Source organism: Hymenobacter sp. NBH84, from assembly GCF_014217645.1.
Lineage (GTDB): Bacteria > Bacteroidota > Bacteroidia > Cytophagales > Hymenobacteraceae > Hymenobacter > Hymenobacter profundi.
This window is the reverse complement of sequence record NZ_CP043644.1, coordinates 119,640-137,928: the sequence shown is the minus strand read 5'-3', so window position 1 is coordinate 137,928 and position 18,289 is coordinate 119,640. Positions and strand designations below refer to the sequence as shown.

The following is an 18,289-nucleotide window of genomic DNA, read 5'->3' as shown; positions in this document are numbered from 1 at the left end:
TAGCGTTTCCGCTATCTTATCCCCATCATCCCTACCCCTTACCAATCAGTCAGCAGCACGATGGAGCTACTTATCGAGAATTTATCGAAGACCTATGGCAACGGCGTACGCGCCCTCCAAAATGTATCCTTGCGCATCCCGACCGGCATGTTTGGCCTGCTTGGCCCGAACGGCGCCGGCAAGTCGTCGCTGATGCGCACTATTGCTACCCTACAGGAGGCCGATAGCGGCAGCATCACGCTGGGCGATATAGATGTGCTGCGCGACAAAGACGCCGTGCGCCGGGTGCTGGGCTACCTACCGCAGGAGTTTGGCGTGTACCCCAAGATTTCGGCCGAACAGCTGCTCGACCACTTTGCCGTACTCAAAGGCCTCAGCGACAGCAAGCAACGGCGCGAGGTAGTACACGGCTTACTCCAGCGCACCAACCTCTACGAGGTGCGCAAGAAAAACCTGGGAGGCTACTCCGGCGGTATGAAGCAGCGCTTCGGCATTGCGCAGGCGCTGCTGGGCAACCCGCGCCTGATTATCGTGGATGAGCCTACCGCCGGCCTCGACCCCGCTGAGCGTAACCGTTTCCACAATCTACTGGCCGAAATCGGGGAGAATATCATTGTGATTCTGAGCACGCACATTGTATCCGATGTGAGCGACTTGTGCCGCAACATGGCCATCATCAACAAGGGCCAGGTGCTGCTCACCGGCGACCCGCTGCTGGTGATGCAGGAGCTGAACGGCCAGCTCTGGCGCCGCACTGTGGACAAAGACCAGTTGCCCGCTTTGCAACAGGAACAGCAAGTGATTTCGACGCGCCTGTTTGCTGGCCGCACCATCGTGCACGTGGTCAGCGACGCGCAGCCGGGCCCCGACTACGAGGGCATTACCCCTACCCTGGAGGACGTGTATTTCGCCCGCATCGCGCAGGCTGAGCGGAAGGTGGCATTGGCGTAACCCCACCCCCTAGCCCCCTCCCCTCCGGGAGAGGGGGGACTAGCTTTTAGATTTTAGAGTCCTAGACCTAGAATTTAAACCTAAGACTAGTTCCCCCTCTCCCGGAGGGGAGGGGGCTAGGGGGTGGGGTTACACCAGCGTCATTTCTACCCTTCTTATTCTTCCTCGCATGTTTCTCGCTATTCTCAAGTTTGAACTCTGGTACCGGCTCCGACGGCCGGCTACGTATATCTATTTCTTTATCCTGCTGGGCATTGGCTTGCTAATGATGCTGATGACGGGCGGCTTCTTTGAAGGCGTCACGGCGTCGGTGGGCAACAGTAAGGTGTACATCAACTCGCCGTTTGCGCTCAATGGGCTGATCAGCGTGCTCACCATTGTGCCGGGCGTGCTGATTATTTCGGCCATGTTCGGGCCGGCCGTGCTGCGCGATTTTGATAGCCGGATGCACCCGCTTTTGTACACAGCGCCCATCAGCAAAGCTGGCTATTTGGGTGGGCGCTTCTTCGGCACCTTGCTCGTTACGCTGCTGGCCCTCAGCGGCATTGGGGTAGGCCTGTGGATTGGCACATTGTTTCCGGGCATTGCGGCTACCAAGCTGGGGCCGTCGCAAGTAGGGGCTTACCTGATGCCCTACCTCACGTTTGTGTTACCGAACGCGCTGTTTGCCGGGGCTATTTTCTTTGTGCTGGCTACCCTTACGCGGCAGGCGCTGAGCACCTACGTGGGCAGCATTATCTTTCTGGTGCTCTATTTCGTGGCCCAAAGTCAGCTTTCAGACCTCGACAACAAAACCCTGGCTTCCCTGCTCGACCCCATGGGCAACGGCGCCCTGGCCCTACTCACCAAATACTGGACACCCGCCGAGAAAAACACCCGCCTGATTACGCCTACCGGCCTGCTGGGCCTCAACCGCCTGCTGTGGCTGGGCGTGGGGCTGCTGCTGGTGACGTTCTGCTACCTGCGGTTTCGGTTTGGACAGACCGTGGACACCGTGCGCTTACGCCGTGCCCGCCCCGAGGACGTAGGCCAGGCGGTGCAGCCAATGGGCACACTGGTACTACCCCAGGTGCAGCAGGATTTCGGCACGAGCCAGCACCTGCGGCAATGGGCCCGCCTGACGTGGCAGGAACTGCGCGACGTACTACGAAGCCCCTACTTCATTGCGATTGTAGTGGCCGGCTTGGCGTTCCTACTCGCTTCGGCCCTGCAAATCGGCAAGATTTACGACACGCAGACGTACCCCGTAACGGGGCAGGTAATTGAGATTTTGTCGGGGTCGTTTACGCTGTTCTTACTGGCTATCATCACGTTTTACGCTGGCGAATTGGTATGGCGCGAGCGGGACGCCCACATGAACCAACTCTACGACGCCCTACCCATCCCGAACTGGGTACCATTGGCTTCCAAGCTGGCAGCACTGCTGCTGGTACCAGTGGTATTACTGGTGGTGGTACTGGTGTTTGGCCTGCTCACTCAGATTTCTTACGGCTACTACCACTTCGAAATTGGTCTATATCTGCGTTGGCTGTTTGGCCTGAAGCTGCTGGACTTCTGGTTGTTGGTAACGCTGGCGGTAGTGGTGCAGGTGGTAGTCAATAACAAGTACATGGGGCACTTGGTGATGGTTCTGTACTTCGTATTCGTGGTGTTTGTGGCTGGACAGGTAGGATTGGAACACAACCTGCTACTCTATGGCTCTGACCCCGGCATTCGCTACTCGGCGCTCAATGGCTTTGGGCACTTCATTGGGCCGTATTTCTGGTTTAAGAGCTACTGGGCGGCACTGGCCGTGGCCCTGGCGGTGGTAGCCAACCTGCTGTGGGTGCGCGGCACCGAAACCACCTGGGCCACCCGGCAGGAGCTGGCGCAGCGGCGCTTCAGCACCCCGGCCAAAATCACGCTCGCGCTGGCGCTACTGGCATTTGTGGGACTGGGCGCGTGGATTTTCTACAACACCAACGTTCTCAATAAATACCGCACCGGCAAGCAGGACGAGCTAGATCGAGTGGCTTACGAAAAGAACTACAAGCGCCTCCAACGCCTGCCCCAGCCGCGCATTGTGGCCGTGGATGTGCAGGTCGATTTGTTTCCGGAGCGGCAGGAGGCACGAGCACACGGGCAGTACTGGGTACTTAACAAAACCCAGCAGCCTATTGATTCTGTGGTGCTGGACGTACTGAACACGGCCCGCATCCGGAAGCTGCAAGCCGGCCCCGGTGCCCGCAACGTACTGACCGACACTACCCAGGGCCTCTACGTGCAGCGCCTGTCCCGCCCCCTGGCCCCCGGCGACTCCCTCCCCCTAGCCTTCGACCTCTACTACCCTGCGCCAGGCTTCGAGAACAGCACGCGCCGCACCAACATTGTAGAGAACGGCACCTTCATCAACAGCGCCATGATGCCCCACCTCGGCTACAGCGAGGGTAGTGAGCTGAGCGAAGAAAGTGCCCGCAAAAAGTACGGTCTCAAACCCAAGCCGCGCATGCGCCCGCTCAACGACACGGCCGCTCGCCAAAACACCTACATCGCCCACGATGCCGACTGGGTACGCTTCACGGCCACCGTCAGCACCGTGCCCGACCAAATTGCGCTGGCCCCCGGCTACCTGCAAAAGGAGTGGCAGGAAGGCGGCCGCCGCTACTTCCGCTACGCCATGGACGCGCCGATTCTGAACTTCTACTCGTTTCAGTCGGCGCGCTATGCGGTGCGCCGGGCCAAGTGGAACAACGTGGATATCAGCATTTACTACCAGCCGGGCCACGAGTACAACCTCGACCGGATGATTCGGGGCGTGAAAGATGGGTTGGCTTATTATTCCAAGAATTTCAGTCCTTACCAGCACCGGCAAGTGCGCATTGTGGAGTTTCCGGGGTATAGCAGCTTTGCGCAGTCGTTTCCCAACACGATTCCGTTTTCGGAGAGCATCGGCTTCATTGCCAAGGTGGATACCACCAACCCCGACGACGTGGACTACCCCTACTATGTGACGGCCCATGAGGTAGCGCATCAGTGGTGGGCGCATCAGGTAATCGGGGCTGATGCGCAGGGCTCGACGCTGATGGTGGAAACACTGGCGCAGTATTCGGCTCTGATGGTGATGAAGCAGAAGTACGGCGAGGCCATGATGCGCAAGTTTCTGCGGTACGAAATGGACAGCTACCTCGGCGGCCGCGCCCAGGAGCGCATTGCCGAACAGCCCCTCTATAAGGTAGAGAACCAGCAATATATCCATTACCGCAAAGGCTCGGTGGTGATGTACGCCTTGGCTGACTACATTGGCGAGGACAAAGTAAACCAGGCGCTTTCCGACTACATCAAGGAGGTGCAGTACCAGGAGCCGCCCTACACAACCTCGCTGGATTTGGTGCGCCACCTGCGCCAGGTCACGCCCGATTCGTTGCAGTACCTCATCACGGATATGTTCGAGCGCATCACGCTGTATGAGAACAAGGTAGACTCCGTGACGGCCCGCAAGCTGCCCAACGGTCAATACCGCGTAAACATGGTACTGAGCGCCAAGAAGGTGTACGCCGACAGCCTCGGCAACGAAACGCCCGCCCGCAACATGAACGACCTGATTGACGTGGGCGTGCTGGCCCGCAAGAAAATTAACGGTCAGTGGCAAGACGTGACCCTGTATCGTCAGAAGCGTCGCTTCCGCCCCGGCACTACCCGCCTCAGCGTGACGGTACCCGAGAAGCCCGCCAAAGCCGGCATCGACCCTTATAACCTATTAATTGACAGAACGCCGAGCGACAATCTGAAAGACGTGACGGTTGAGAAGTAGAGATAGGGAAAGCCTTTCTTCTGTCATCCTGAGCATGTGGCGCATCAAGCCAGCGTCGAAGGACCTTCTCACGGCAGGACGATGCTCTTAACAATGACTCGTTCCTACCTGAGAAGGTCCTTCGACGCTGGCTTGATGCGCCACATGCTCAGGATGACAAATGAGGGGTGACAACTGAATGACAGCGAAGGCATCACAAATAATGCTTGGATAAACCACATTTGGCCCAACTTCTGCAAGTAGCCGGGAAACGACTTTGTTTTCCCGGCTACTTCTGTTTTCCCCTACCCATGAAACGTTCCGCTCTTCTGTCTCTCGCTGTTGCCTTCCTTACTGTTTCGGCCGCCCAGGCCCAAACTCCCACTAAAGTCAAAACCAAGACGAAAGCCGAAAACGGCACCGTCGTGAAAGCTAAATCCGACGTGGAGCCCATCGTGCTCGACGGTCCTATTAAGCGCGTAGAAACCCTTTCGGGCATCGACGTATTCCCTACCTCCGATGGGCAGACGATTATGCTCAGCTTTACGCAGCAGTTCACCAAACCCGGCACACTGGTCATGACCAACTATCGGAATCAGCCTATTTACACCACGGCCCTTGATCCGCAAAGCAATACGGGGCAGCCCGTATCGCTGGGCCGCATTCCGGCGGGCACATACTTGGTAGAGGCCAAAACCGGCAACTACGTGTATTGGAAAAAAGTACGCATCAAGTACCCTACCTTGGCCTCTGCCAAAAAACGGCGCTAACGGAACGGCGCGGCACCAGTGCCGCGCCGTTGTTGTTCTTACCCTACTTTTGTTTTTATATGATGCAAGCAACTCGTTTTCTTAGCCGTCTGGCTCCTCTACTCTTTCTAATGGTGCTTACGGCTTTCGTGGCGCCGCCTAAGCTGCGCAAAACTACCATTGCCAAGAACCTCACCGTGGGCGTGCCCGACACGTTCGCGCCCCTCCCCGACGACGGTATTGCGGCCAAGTTTCCGGCCCAGCGCCGCCCCTTGGGTGCGTTCAGCAACCCCAGCGGCCGCGTCGATTTCAGCGTGACGCAGAAGCCTACTTCCTTCAGCAACCGCGACTACGCCTTGCTGGTGAAGATTTATAAGGCCAGCATTCAGAATATGTACTCGAAGGTGCAGTTTCTGGCCGAGGACATTCGCACCATCAACAAGCGCGATTTCGTGGTGCTGGAGTTTGTCTCGACGGTGAACGACACACGCCGGGGTAGCAATATGGCGCCCATTCGGCGCTACCAGTTGGTGCAATACGCCATTGAGGGCGACCAGCAGTATATCTTCACCTTCACCGCCCCCGCCGACGAGCAAGCCCAGTGGCAACCCACCGCCCAGGCCGTAATGGAAAGCGTAGTGTTGAAGTAGTGACCATCAACAGTGCATACAAAAAAGCCACTCCTGCACAGGAGTGGCTTTTTTGTATATATAATAACAAGGAGCTTACGCAGCAGCTTCTACTTGCTTAGCAAACTGTACGCTGATAACCAGCTTGATATCTTCGCCTACCACAATGCTACCGGCTTCGGTTACGCCGTCCCAGGTCAGGCCGAACTCTTTGCGGTTGATTTTGCCAGTTACATCAAAGCCGGCTTTCAGATTGCCGTAGAAGTCGGTGGCGGTGCCGCCGTGCTCTACGTCCAGCGTTACGGGCTTGGTCACGTCTTTTACCGTGAGGTTGCCTTGCAGCTTATAGGTGTCGTCGCTGGCTTTTTTGAAGGAAGTCGATTCGAACTTGATGTTCGGGTACTGCGCAGCGTTAAAGAAATCTTCGGCCTTCAGGTGCTGGTCGCGGGCCTCCTGGTTGGTATCGATGCTGTTGACGTCGAGCGTGAAGTTGATTTGAGCATCCTCGAACGTGTCGCCTTCGGTTACTGCCGAACCTTCGAACTTTTTGAAGTTGCCGGTCACGGTAGAAATAACCAAGTGCTTCACTTTGAACTGCACTTCAGAGTGCATGGGGTCGAGGGTCCAGTTGGTGGTAGCCATAATAAAGAGAGATGAAAATGTGGAGTGCGATGTTGACGCAACAAATGTAGGTACATATTTCAAAAAATCAATGTACATACATATATTTTTTAATTTCTATTGTGTTCGTCGGTTTTACTTTTGATGTTATGACGCTTTCCCTGCTCAACGACGACCACTACATGCGCGAGGCCCTCAAACAAGCCCGCTACGCGTTGGCCGAGGACGAAATTCCAATTGGGGCCGTGGTGGTGCTGGAGCGCCAGGTTATTGCCCGCGCCTACAACCAGACCGAGAAGCTGCGCGACGTGACGGCCCACGCCGAAATGCTGGCCCTCACGGCCGCCGCCAACCACGTAGGCAACAAATACCTAGCCGATTGCACGCTTTACGTGACCGTAGAGCCCTGCGTGATGTGCGCCGGCGCCACGGCTTGGGCGCAGGTACGGCGCGTGGTGTATGGGGCCGACGAGCCAAAGGTAGGCTACCACCGCCACGGCCACCTGCTACACCCGCGTGCCGAGGTGGTGAGCGGCGTATTGGCCGAGGAGAGCAGCCAGTTGATGCGCGAGTTTTTCGCGCGTAAGCGTAAATAGAGTAGAGTAGCACGCGTGCCCGGCGTGCCAAGCCAGGATTAAATTCTAATAACGCTATATTTGGACGTTGTGCCGGTGGTGTGGGTCTTTTTTTGTAACCCCCTCCCCCATCCGGCGGTTATGATAACGGGTAGTCACTCGGCTTCCCGTATTTTTTCACCTACAACCCCTACTCCTATGGCTTTTGAACTGCCCGCCCTTCCCTACGCTTACGACGCATTAGAACCCTCGTTTGACGCACAAACGATGGAAATTCACCATACCAAGCACCACCAGGCCTACGTAACCAACCTCAACAACGCCATTGCCGGCACCGAGCTGGAAGGCAAGTCGTTGGAAGACCTGATGCAGAGCATTGCCACGGCTCCCATTGCGGTGCGCAACAACGGTGGCGGCCACTGGAACCACTCGCTGTTCTGGACGATTCTGTCGCCCAACGGTGGCGGTGAGCCTACGGGCGCCGTGGCCGAGGCCATCAACAAGGCATTTGGTAGCTACGAGAAATTCAAGGAAGAATTCACCAAAGCCGCTACTACCCGCTTCGGCTCGGGCTGGGCGTGGTTGTGCAAGCAGCCCGATGGCTCGCTGCAAATCTGCTCTACCCCCAACCAAGACAACCCCCTGATGCCCGACACCGGCTGCAATGGCACCCCCATCCTGGGCCTCGACGTGTGGGAGCACTCCTACTACCTGAAGTACCAAAACAAACGCCCCGACTACATCGCGGCCTTCTTCAACCTCATCAACTGGGATGAAGTGAACAAGCGCTTCTCGGCTGCCAGCTAAGCAACCGCTCGGTGTAGAGACGCATACTTGCGTCTCGTCGTTGCTGATGCTGTTTGATAGAACGGTGCTAACGCGAGTTGTGCAATGACGAGACGCAAGTATGCGTCTCTACACCGTTCCAACTATCCTGTTAACTAACTTAAGCAAACTCTAAGCAACTGCTCGGTTAACTACCATACAAAAAGCCCTTCTGCACTGTGCAGAAGGGCTTTTTCTTTTCATACCCACGTTATTACCACTGTTAGGGGACTTTGTAGGTAGGGTCATTGTGGGTTAGCTTTTCAAACAATAGGGCTACCTCGTTCTCGGCATCTGGCAGCCCTTGCTGCCGCCACAGCTCCACGCCTTGCCGCACCAGCACGCACGCGGGCAGCTGTTGGGCATGGAAGCTATGTACTACCGCCGGATGCGTGGCTTCGTCGATTTTAAGCACTCGAATAGCCGGGCTGAGCTGCTGTTGCAATTGCTCTAGCGCCACCTGAATTCGGTGCTGCTGCCGACTATCGGGGGTAGTGACTGGGAGCAGCACCAGCAGCACGGCAGTGTCGGTGGTGTGCGGCGGCGGAGAGAGTTGGGAAACGGACGTCACGGCAGAGTGCTAGATACTGCCGTAAAATTGCGTCTCCCGCTTACCTTTTCTCCTGAGGGTGGTCAGCTGGCCACCTGACATTTATCATGCAGCTTCCATCTGATTTATGCTGAACTTTGACCTACTGAACATTGACCCAAATAGCCTATAACAGAACGTCATTTCGACTAATGGCTGAAATGACGTCCTTCTGAAATAACAACCTTGTAGCAATACAACCGCCTACCCTAGTCCACATTCCTGCCGTATGCTATCACCTCCCACACCTACTCTGACGGATATTCTGTTCAACCAGACCAAGGAGTTTGTGGGGGTGTATGATGTGGCGCTCGGCTGGTTTGCGCAGGTTAATCCGGCGGGGGTGCACCTGCTGGGCTACCCCTCGGAACAGGCTCTGCTAGCTGCCTCAGACCATTCTCAGTCGCTGACTGCCGTAGATTGGCAGCACTTGCAGAAACTAGCGCAACAGCAGGGGCACCACGAAACAGAAGCAGAAATTAAGCGCTTGCAGGGCGCGCCGTTTTGGGCGCGTATCGAGCTGACCGCTTTCACCTCTGAGCAAAAGCCCTACCTGCTGGTGCGCCTCACGGAGCAAAGCCGCCTGCACCAGGCCGAGCGCGAGTTGGCCCAGAGCGTGCGGCGCTTCGAGGCAGTGGTGGCTAATGCCACCATTGGCATTATCATGTGTAATCGGGCGGGCGAAATCGTGTCGGCCAACCGCACTTCACACCAGCTGTTTGGCTACGCAGAAGATGAATTACTGGGCCAGCCTATTGAGGTGCTGGTGCCCCACGCCGTGGGGCTCCGCCACGAGCAGCTGCGCCAGTCCTTCAACGCCCAGCCCTCGGTGCGGGCCATGGGTGCCCACCGCGGCGACTTGCTGGCCCGCCGTAAAGACGGCAGCGAGTTCCCTACCGAAATCAGCCTCAGCTACTTCTACCTGGATGAGGAGCTGTACGTGGTGTCTTACATCGTCGATATCACCTTCAAGAAAAACGCCGAACGCGAGCTAATTGCCCAGCGCCAGTACGTGGAGCGCCTGAACGCCGAGTTGGAGCAAAAAGTAGCCGACCGCACCCATGCCCTACTAAACACGCTGGAACAGCTGGAGCAGCGCACCGACGAGCTGACCCGCGCCCTGGCCGCCGAGCAGGAGCTGGGCGAGTTGAAGTCGCGCTTCGTGAGTATGGCCTCGCACGAGTTTCGCACCCCGCTCACGGCGGTACTCACCTCGGCCACCCTCATCGAAAAATACCCCCACGCCGACCAGCAGGACAAGCGCCAGAAGCACTTGCAGCGCATTCGGGGCTCGGTGCGCCACCTCAACGACATTCTGGAAGAGTTTCTGTCGGTGGGTCGCATTGAAGAGGGTAGAATTGAGGCCAAACCGGTGCGCCTGCTGCTCGACGCCCTCCTTACCGAAACCATCCAGGACGTGCAGGGGCTGCTGAAGGCCGGCCAAACCGTGCAGACCGAGTTGCACTGCGCCCAACCCATTTGGCTGGATACGTCGCTGCTGCGCAAGATTCTGGTGAATCTGCTTTCCAATGCTATCAAGTATTCCGGCGAAAACTCGGTGGTGACGGTGCGCGCCGCCTGTGTCGGGGACGAGCTCACGCTCACGGTGCAGGACCAGGGGGTAGGGATTTCGCCGGAAGACCAGGGGCACTTGTTCGAGCGGTTTTTCCGCGCCCGCAACGTCACCAACCTACCCGGCACGGGCCTGGGGCTCTACATTGTAGCCAGCTATTTGCAGCTGTTGGGCGGCACCATTGCCCTACACAGCGAGCTGCACGTGGGCACCACCGTTACGCTTACCATTCCCTATGAAGACCATTCTGCTGATTGAGGACAACGAGGCGCTACGCGAAAACACGGCTGAGATTCTGGAGCTGGCAGGTTACGCCGTTGTCACGGCCGAAAACGGCAAGGTAGGCGTGGAGCAGGCCCTGGCGACTAAGCCCGACCTGGTGATTTGCGACATTATGATGCCCGTACTGGATGGCTACGGGGTGCTGCACATCTTCAACCAGAACCCGCAGCTTTCGGGGGTGCCGTTCATCTTCCTGACCGCCAAAACCGAGCGCACCGACCTGCGCCGCGGCATGGAGCTGGGCGCCGACGACTACCTCACCAAGCCCTTCGACGAAACCGAGCTGCTGAGCGCCATCACAAGCCGCCTGAACCGCTTTCAGCACCTCAAGGCCGAGTACAACCTGCAAGCCGAGGGCCTGACCGAGTTCCTGAACGATGCCCAAGCGGTAGGCAACCTGGAAAGCCTGTCGGCCGACCGGCGCGTGCACACCGTGCGCCGCAAGCAGGATATTTATGTGGAAGGCGACGAGCCCATTCGGCTGTATTTCCTGAAATCGGGTAGGGTGAAAACGGTGAAGACTACCAACGCGGGCAAAGAGCTGATTACGGGCCTCTACCACCCCGGCGACTTTTTCGGCTACCTCTCCCTGCTCACGCAAACCGCCTACGACGACTCGGCCGTGGCCCTCGACGATGCCGAGCTGGTGTATATCCCGAAGCACGACTTTCTACAACTGCTCACCCGCAACGCGGAGGTAGGGCAGCAGTTTATTCGTCTGCTGGCCGGGCGCGTGAGCGAGCGGGAACAGCAGCTGCTGGACATGGCCTACAACTCCATCCGCCGCCGCGTGGCCGATACGCTGCTGCACCTGCACGAGCAAACCACCGCCGACGCTCCGCTCATCCAACTCTCCCGCGACGACATGGCCGCCATGGTCGGTACCGCTTCTGAGTCGTTGATTCGGACCCTAAGCGAGTTCCGCCAATCCGGCTACGTAGACCTGACGCCCCAAGGCATTAGGGTAGTGCAGCCCGACAAGCTGCGGGCGGCCAATTGGTAACCAACGCGCACCCCTGACAGGCACTTGAAGCTATACTAGGGGTGCGTCTTTTTATTGACAATTAACTGGTTATAAGCTTACGCCACCGGTCAGTTCGAGGCGCTGGCCGTTGAGCCACTTCGCGTCTTCGGTGCACAGGAAAGCCACTACCCCGCCTACATCGTCGGGCAGGCCTGGCCGGCCGAGGGCAGTCATTTGGGTCACGTATGCCCGTATTTCTGGCGTGTCGGTCATAGCGCCACCCCCGAAGATGGCCCCCGGTGCTACCACGTTTACGGCAATGCCGCGCGTACCTAGCTCTACGGCCAAATAGCGCGTAAACACATCCACTGCGCCCTTCATAATGGCGTACGCCGACGCACCGGGGTAGGAAATACGCGTGGTGGCCGACGACATATTGATGATGCGCCCGCCATCCTGGAGCAGCGGCAACGCCTTCTGCGTGAGGAAGAAGACGCCTTTGAGGTGAATATTCAGCATCTCATCAAACTGCGCCTCCGTGGTGTCGGCGAAGGGAGCTTGCATGCTGGTGCCGGCGTTGTTGATGAGAAAATCGAAGCGCGTAGTGCCGAAAGCGGCCTGCAACGTTTCTGGCAGCTGCGCGAAGAACGTATTGAAGCTGCTGACGTCGGCGGTGTTGAGTTGTACGGCCACGGCCTTGCGGCCGTGCGCTTCAATTTCGGCTACCACGGCAGCCGCGTCGGCTTGCTGGCTATGGTAGGTAAGCAGTACATCGATGCCTTTTTGTGCCAGGCTCAGCGCAATGTTTTTGCCCAGGCCCCGGCTGCCGCCGGTTACCAAGGCTATTTTGGAAGTTGTCATCTGTATAGAATTGACGTGTTTACTAGAACACGACAAAGGTCCGGCAGATGCCCCTACCCCAACTTGCGCAAGGCAATCCGTTTTATGTAGAAATCAAACCACTTCCGTGTTCCGGAATGCGCCGGGCGCCACCAGCGTGTGGCGCTTGAAGAAATGAGAAAAGTGGGCCACGTCGGTAAAGCCCAGGCTGTCCGCAATTTCCGCCATCGTCCAGTGCGTTTGCCGCAGCAGGGCTTGCGCCTCCTGCGCAATGCGCGTCCCGAGCAAGTCGGTGGTGGTGCGGCCGGTGGTTTCCTTCAGCACTTTGTTGAGGTGGTTGACATGCACGGCCAAGTGGTCGGCGTAGTCTTTGGCCGTGCGCAGGCGTAGTTGCTGTTGCGGCGTCTCGAGCGGAAACTGCCGTTCCAGCAGCTCCGCAAACAACGAGGTAAGGCGGGCCGCCGCACTATGTACGGGGTGCAGCGTGGTAGCCGGTTGCAGCTTCTGCCCCAGATGAATCAGCTCCAGCACATAGGTGCGCAGCAGGTCGTACTTGTATGCATAATCAGAAGCCATTTCTTCCTGCATCCGTTGGAAAACTGACTGCACACGAGCCCCTACCTCATCGGACAACTGAAAAACGGGGTAGCCTTCTGCCTTGAAAAGCGGCAACTCTTCGAGTACTACGCCGCTTTTGGCCGGCAGCAGAAACTCCGGCGTGAACACGCAGAAATACCCGCTTTGTTTTTCTTCTGGCAACCAATAGTGTGGCGTTTGGGGAGCAGAGAAAAACAAGGTAGAATGCTCCAAATCGAAGCTTTTGTCGGGGTAGTCTACGCGACTACGCCCGGTCAGCAGGCTGACCTTGTAAAAGGACCGGCAGGCATACGGCGCTGCGGGCATCTCACGTGTGGGCTGCCACAGTTCGTCCAGGTTGAACACGTTGAAGTGCCCTACCTCCTGCTGAATGCCGCTGGGTAGTAACGCGTTCAGGTCGGAGCCGGTGCAGGTGGTAAGTTCCTGGTAAAACTCGGTGAGCAGAGGAGAATGCATAGCTGGTTGCCTTTGTATAAATCAAAGGTACTGCTATTTAGATGTGGCTACGCTACTCCTGTGCGACTCCTCATCCTGCCTCCGCGCTGCTCTACAGAATCGACAGCGAATTGTACTGCCGGATACGGTACTCAAAGACGGTGGCAATATTCAGCGCCCGTTGCTTGGCTTCGTCGGCCTTGGGGCCAGCAAAGTGCTCGTCTACTGTGGCACGGAACAGCGCGAGCCACCGCTGAAAATGCGTGGCATCGATGGGCAGCGGCAGGTGCTTGGGAAACGGCCGGCCGCGGTAGCGCCCGGTGCCCAGCAGCAGGCTGCTCCAGAAGTCGTACATGGTAGGCAGATGAGTGGCCCAGTTCACGTGCGCAAATCCGTTGAAAATGGGCGCCAGCAGCTCATCCTGGTTTACTTTGTCGTAGAAGCTGTCGATGAGCAGCTTGATATTGGCTTCGGTGTGAATATCGACTGGAGCAGGCATGGCGCGGAAAAAAACGAGTTGAGGCCAAGGGTAGGCGAACAACTCTCCTACCTTCTACAAAGTTCTTAAAAAGCTAAGCAGCGTGCGTGGCTGGCGCTTGTATTCAAACATCTGCGCAATTTCCTGTGCTTTGGCCTTGGCGGCTTCGGCAATAGGGCCGTTGAAATTATCCTCTACCGCCGCCAAAAACAGCTGCCGCCAGCGCTGGAAATACTCGCCGGTGTTGGGCAGCACCAAGCCGCCGGGAAAGGGCCAGCCATCGGCACCGCCGGTGTTGAGCAGCACCCGCTTCCAGAAAGCCTGCATGGTAAACAGCGGCTGGGGCCAGTGCACCGGCGCATCGGCCTGAAGGATGGGCCCGAGTAGTTCGTCGAGCCCTACCTTTTCATAAAACGTGGTGATGAGCGTGGTGATGTCGGCTTCGGTGCGGATGTCGGGGAGCGTTTGCATAGCCATGAGGGTAGGAAATAAGGGAATCCGTTGTGGCCGCCTGCCGGTCCGACGCCGCAGGCGTCCGACCGGTATCGTTGCGGACGCCCGCGCCGCGTGGGAGTAGGTAGGTAGTAAACGTCCGCACGCAGCTCGTTCAACTTCAGCAACGATACCGGTCGGACGCCTGCGGCGTCGGACCGGCAGGCGTCAACCACAAACCAAAGGTCAGCGAGCAAGCCAATGGCTCCCATGACCTTACTCATCTCCTACCCTGACGTTTGTCATCTGCCGGGCACAGCCGAAGCAGGACCTTTGGTTTTCTTCTGCCTGACTCGCTTTGCGCATGAATGCTGTTTCCCCCGAAGTCCCTACCCACGTTGCCTGCACCCACTGTGGCGACGAATGCCCCGACGAGCCTATCCTACTTGATAAGCAACCGTTTTGCTGTGCCGGCTGCAAGGCCGTGTACGAGCTGCTGCAAACCAACAACCTCTGCGCCTACTATGCCTTCGATGAGCGGCCCGGCCAGAAAGTAAAAACGCTAGAGTTGCCCGGCCGTTTCGACTACCTCGATTCGGAAGTTGTGCAGGCGCAGCTCCTCACGTTCCGGTCGGATACGCTGGCGCGACTCACGCTCACGGTTCCACAGATGCACTGCGCCTCGTGTATCTGGCTGCTGGAGAAGCTTTACCAACTGAATCCGGGTATTTCGGAGTCGCGGGTGAATTTTCTGCGCAAGGAAATTAGTATCAGATATCAACCTGGAAGAACGTCGCTGAAAGAGGTAGTGAAGCTACTAACGGCCGTGGGCTACGAGCCGCAGATTACGCTGGCCGAGTTGGGCGTCCAGCCCCACCACCACAACCGGCGGCTGTACTACCAACTCGGGCTGGCCGGCTTCTGCTTCGGCAACGTGATGCTGCTGGCTTTTCCCGACTACCTCAGCTTCACGGAGCAATTGCAGGGCGAGTTCGGACGTTTTTTTGGCTACATCAGCCTATTGCTGAGTTTGCCGGTGCTGCTGTATAGTGCGTGGGGGTTCTTCCAGTCGGCGTGGCAGGGTGTGCAGCAGCGCTACATCAACCTAGATTTCCCGATTAGTCTGGGCCTGAGCGCCTTGTTTCTAACCAGCGTATTCGATATTCTAACGCAGCGCGGCCCTGGCTACCTCGATTCGTTTACGGGGCTGGTGTTCTTTATGCTGATTGGCAAATGGGTGCAGCAACGCACCTACGATGCCCTGCGCTTCGACCGCGACTTCACCTCCTACTTCCCCGTAGCCGTCACGTTACTCACGCCCGAGGGCGAGCAATCGGTATCGGTGAAGGAGCTGCGGGTAGGGCAGCGCATCCTGGTGCGCCACCAGGAAGTAATTCCCACCGACGCCATGCTGATGCGCGGCACCGGGCAGATCGACTATTCCTTTGTATCGGGGGAGAGTGTGCCAGTGGCGAAGATGGCGGGCGAGGTGGTGTATGCGGGCGGCCGCCAAACCGGCGAGGCCGTGGAGCTGGAAGTGGTGCGCGAAGTGTCGCAGGGCTACCTCACCCAGCTCTGGAACAATCCCGCCTTTCAGAAAATCGAGAAGCAAACGCTGGAAACCTACGCCAACACGGTGGGCCGCTACTTTGTGGCCGCGACGCTGCTGCTGGCCACCGGCGCAGTGGCCTACTGGTACCCCCGCGACCCGCAAATGGCGCTGCGGGCCTTTACTTCGGTGCTGGTCATTGCCTGTCCCTGCGCGCTGTCGTTGGCTACGCCCTTTGCCCTGGGCGCGGCCCTGCGCACGTTTGGGCGGCTGAAGTTCTACCTAAAAAACGCTGGGGTAGTCGAAACACTAGGCCGTGTCGATACCATCGTGTTCGACAAAACCGGCACGCTCACTGAAGTAAAACGCTCGACGGTAGAGTACCTTGGCCGGCCGCTAACCACGGCCGAGACGCAGCTAGTAGCGGCCGTAGTGCGCCAGTCGACGCACCCGCTAAGCCAGCGCCTGGCGCGGGAGTTGGACCCCACCCCCAGCCCCTCCCCTCCGGGAGAGGGGTACCAGGCGACTAACCTGTCAGAACGCACCCCTCTCCCGGAGGGGAGGGGACGGGGGTGGGGTCACGCCGTTCACAACTTCACCGAAGTCCCCGGCCAGGGGGTGAGCGGGGTAGTAGACGGCGTACGGGTGAGGGTAGGCTCGGCGGCTTTCGCCGGCGACCAGCGCCGTGCACCGGAAGCGGCCGAAGAAGCCGACCAGCTGCAATCCCGCGTGTACGTGGCGCTGAACGGAAAACCGCTGGGCTGCTACGTGTTCCGGAACGTGTACCGCGACGACCTCCAACCCATCCTCACCGACCTCGGCCAACGCTACCACTTGGCCGTTCTCTCCGGCGACAACAGCACCGAGCGCGACCGGCTCCGCGAGTTATTCGGCCCCAAAGCCGAGCTGCGCTTCCATCAGTCGCCCCAGGACAAGCTCGACTACGTGGCCGCCCTGCGCCAGCAAGGTAGGCGCGTGCTCATGGTAGGCGACGGATTGAACGACGCCGGCGCCCTGCAACAAGCCGACGCTGGCATTGCCCTCACCGACACGCTCACCAATTTCTCCCCCGCCTGCGACGCCATCATGGACGCTAGCAGCTTCGGCCGTTTCGCCACGTTTCTGCGCTTCTCGCAAGACTGCTTGCAGATCGTGCTGGCCACGTTCGTGCTGTCGTTTTGCTACAACGGCATTGGGCTGGGGCTGGCGGTGCAGGGCAAGTTTACGCCTATCGTCTCGGCCATTCTGATGCCCATCAGCTCCTTGAGCGTGATGATTTTTTCGACGCTGCTAGTACGCTATGCAGCCTACAAACGCACGCTATGAACATCATTTTCATCTTAATAGGAATCAGCCTCACGGTGGCCCTCACGTTCCTGGGCGCCTTCCTGTGGGCCGTGCGCTCGGGCCAGTACGACGACGACTACACGCCCTCGGTACGGGTGCTGTTTGAGGATGAATCGCCTACCGGTCCGACGCCATAGGCGTCCGACCGGTATCGTTGCTGATGCCCGCGCCGCGTAGGGGTAGCACGCAACTCGTTCAACCTCAGCAACGATACCGGTCGGACACCTATGGCGTCGGACCGGGGTGGCTACAGCCATCCGGCCACTCGATCCGGATCAATCACTTGCTCTGCTTCACGGCGGAAAACATCGTACTCGATGGGTATATCCAGCAGCTCACGAGCCACTTGCTGGTTACACATGGACCCATTCCGCAATCCGGCATACTCCGGATAAGAAGAGTAAACCCAACCCTCCAGGCGCTGTGCCAAGCCAGCGCGAACCGGATTTTGATGAATGTAGTGGAAGCACGTGCGGGGGTACTGTTCGTATAGATCGAGCAGCCGCCGAGCTTTGGTTTTCGGTTGAAACAGAGCACCAGTGCGGCCCGTTTCTTTGTTGAATCCCTGTGTGTAGGTACTCAACGCTAGGGCTAAGCCTTGTACAATTGGCTGCTTGGCACTGCTGCTAGTATCCTGGTCCCGACAGCCCGCCGCAGTGGTATAGATCAGCAAGTGAAAGTGGTTGGGCATCAAGCAATAGCATAGTATCTCGCAGTGAGGCCGCACGTACTGCCTTATTTTTCTGAGGAAGTATACATAGTGGCCGGGCGTGAAGAAGATCTGTTGCTGATTATTACCTCGATTATACACGTGGTAAAGTTGTTCGGCCTCGTAACGCATGCGGTCAAAATAGCTTTTCTCAACAAAATAACCACCACCCGGTCCGACGTCTGCGGCGTCCGACCGGTATCGTTGCGGATGCCCGCGCCGCATGAGGCACTAGAAGCAGGCATCCGCACGCAGCTCGTTCAACATCAGCAACGATACCGGTCGGACGCCTGCGGCGTCGGACCGGCAGGTGGCCTACCTAACATCAATCACCCCCGCACCTGACATTCGTCATCCCTTCCGGTTGAGCCAAGC

17 protein-coding genes are annotated in these 18,289 nt (G+C 58.1%); 10 read left to right on the top strand and 7 right to left on the bottom strand.

Annotated elements, in window-relative coordinates; all coding sequences use genetic code 11:
- Window positions 1–60: 60 nt before the first annotated feature.
- The 4 genes from F1C16_RS00575 (at window position 61) to F1C16_RS00560 (ending at window position 6,119) form a co-directional block, all read left to right on the top strand.
- The gene (locus F1C16_RS00575; protein WP_185282461.1) at window positions 61–951 is read left to right on the top strand and encodes an ABC transporter ATP-binding protein; all 891 of its coding nucleotides are present in this window, start codon (window positions 61–63) and stop codon (window positions 949–951) included.
- A 169-nt stretch (window positions 952–1,120) separates the two neighbouring features.
- Entirely contained in the window at window positions 1,121–4,741 is a 3,621-nt protein-coding gene (locus tag F1C16_RS00570; protein WP_185282460.1) for a M1 family aminopeptidase, read from the top strand.
- A gap of 290 nt (window positions 4,742–5,031) precedes the next feature.
- Entirely contained in the window at window positions 5,032–5,490 is a 459-nt protein-coding gene (locus tag F1C16_RS00565; protein ID WP_185282459.1) for a hypothetical protein, read from the top strand.
- Between the two features lie 59 nt (window positions 5,491–5,549).
- Entirely contained in the window at window positions 5,550–6,119 is a 570-nt protein-coding gene (locus F1C16_RS00560; RefSeq protein ID WP_185282458.1) for a hypothetical protein, read from the top strand.
- A 75-nt stretch (window positions 6,120–6,194) separates the two neighbouring features.
- Here the strand turns inward: F1C16_RS00560 and F1C16_RS00555 are convergent, their stop codons facing one another.
- Window positions 6,195–6,740 carry a YceI family protein gene (locus F1C16_RS00555; protein ID WP_185282457.1) on the bottom strand — a complete coding sequence of 182 codons (546 nt, stop codon included), beginning with the start codon at window positions 6,738–6,740 and terminating at the stop codon, window positions 6,195–6,197.
- A gap of 128 nt (window positions 6,741–6,868) precedes the next feature.
- Between F1C16_RS00555 and F1C16_RS00550 the strand changes: the two genes are divergently transcribed.
- Entirely contained in the window at window positions 6,869–7,315 is a 447-nt protein-coding gene (locus F1C16_RS00550) for a nucleoside deaminase (RefSeq protein ID WP_185282456.1), read from the top strand.
- A gap of 177 nt (window positions 7,316–7,492) precedes the next feature.
- Entirely contained in the window at window positions 7,493–8,101 is a 609-nt protein-coding gene (locus tag F1C16_RS00545) for a superoxide dismutase (protein ID WP_185282455.1), read from the top strand.
- A 241-nt stretch (window positions 8,102–8,342) separates the two neighbouring features.
- Here the strand turns inward: F1C16_RS00545 and F1C16_RS00540 are convergent, their stop codons facing one another.
- Window positions 8,343–8,690 (bottom strand): thioredoxin, encoded by a 348-nt coding sequence (locus tag F1C16_RS00540; RefSeq protein ID WP_185282454.1) that lies wholly within the window; start codon window positions 8,688–8,690, stop codon window positions 8,343–8,345.
- Between the two features lie 247 nt (window positions 8,691–8,937).
- On the opposite strand from F1C16_RS00540, the gene F1C16_RS00535 reads away from it, so the two are divergent.
- The gene (locus F1C16_RS00535) at window positions 8,938–10,539 is read left to right on the top strand and encodes a PAS domain-containing sensor histidine kinase (RefSeq protein WP_185282453.1); all 1,602 of its coding nucleotides are present in this window, start codon (window positions 8,938–8,940) and stop codon (window positions 10,537–10,539) included.
- Entirely contained in the window at window positions 10,517–11,566 is a 1,050-nt protein-coding gene (locus F1C16_RS00530) for a response regulator (protein ID WP_185282452.1), read from the top strand. Before F1C16_RS00535 ends, F1C16_RS00530 begins: the two co-directional genes overlap by 23 nt.
- 69 nt (window positions 11,567–11,635) lie before the next feature.
- Here F1C16_RS00530 and F1C16_RS00525 read toward each other — a convergent pair whose 3' ends face one another.
- From F1C16_RS00525 to F1C16_RS00510, 4 genes are all read right to left on the bottom strand, one after another.
- Window positions 11,636–12,388, bottom strand: a complete 753-nt coding sequence (locus tag F1C16_RS00525) for an SDR family oxidoreductase (RefSeq protein ID WP_185282451.1) — start codon at window positions 12,386–12,388, stop codon at window positions 11,636–11,638.
- A gap of 93 nt (window positions 12,389–12,481) precedes the next feature.
- The gene (locus tag F1C16_RS00520; RefSeq protein WP_185282450.1) at window positions 12,482–13,420 is read right to left on the bottom strand and encodes an AraC family transcriptional regulator; all 939 of its coding nucleotides are present in this window, start codon (window positions 13,418–13,420) and stop codon (window positions 12,482–12,484) included.
- Window positions 13,421–13,511: 91 nt separating this feature from the next.
- A complete protein-coding gene (locus tag F1C16_RS00515; protein ID WP_185282449.1) occupies window positions 13,512–13,898 on the bottom strand; it encodes a group III truncated hemoglobin in 387 nt (128 codons plus the stop codon).
- A gap of 54 nt (window positions 13,899–13,952) precedes the next feature.
- The gene (locus F1C16_RS00510) at window positions 13,953–14,348 is read right to left on the bottom strand and encodes a group III truncated hemoglobin (RefSeq protein WP_185282448.1); all 396 of its coding nucleotides are present in this window, start codon (window positions 14,346–14,348) and stop codon (window positions 13,953–13,955) included.
- A 325-nt stretch (window positions 14,349–14,673) separates the two neighbouring features.
- On the opposite strand from F1C16_RS00510, the gene F1C16_RS00505 reads away from it, so the two are divergent.
- Together F1C16_RS00505 and ccoS are read left to right on the top strand one after the other, a co-directional pair.
- Window positions 14,674–17,184 carry a heavy metal translocating P-type ATPase metal-binding domain-containing protein gene (locus F1C16_RS00505; RefSeq protein WP_185282447.1) on the top strand — a complete coding sequence of 837 codons (2,511 nt, stop codon included), beginning with the start codon at window positions 14,674–14,676 and terminating at the stop codon, window positions 17,182–17,184.
- Window positions 17,181–17,342 (top strand): cbb3-type cytochrome oxidase assembly protein CcoS, encoded by a 162-nt coding sequence (ccoS, locus tag F1C16_RS00500; protein WP_185282446.1) that lies wholly within the window; start codon window positions 17,181–17,183, stop codon window positions 17,340–17,342. The genes F1C16_RS00505 and ccoS overlap by 4 nt, the downstream gene beginning before the upstream one ends.
- A gap of 110 nt (window positions 17,343–17,452) precedes the next feature.
- Here ccoS and F1C16_RS00495 read toward each other — a convergent pair whose 3' ends face one another.
- Window positions 17,453–17,896, bottom strand: a complete 444-nt coding sequence (locus F1C16_RS00495) for a transposase (protein WP_185282445.1) — start codon at window positions 17,894–17,896, stop codon at window positions 17,453–17,455.
- Window positions 17,897–18,289: the final 393 nt, after the last annotated feature.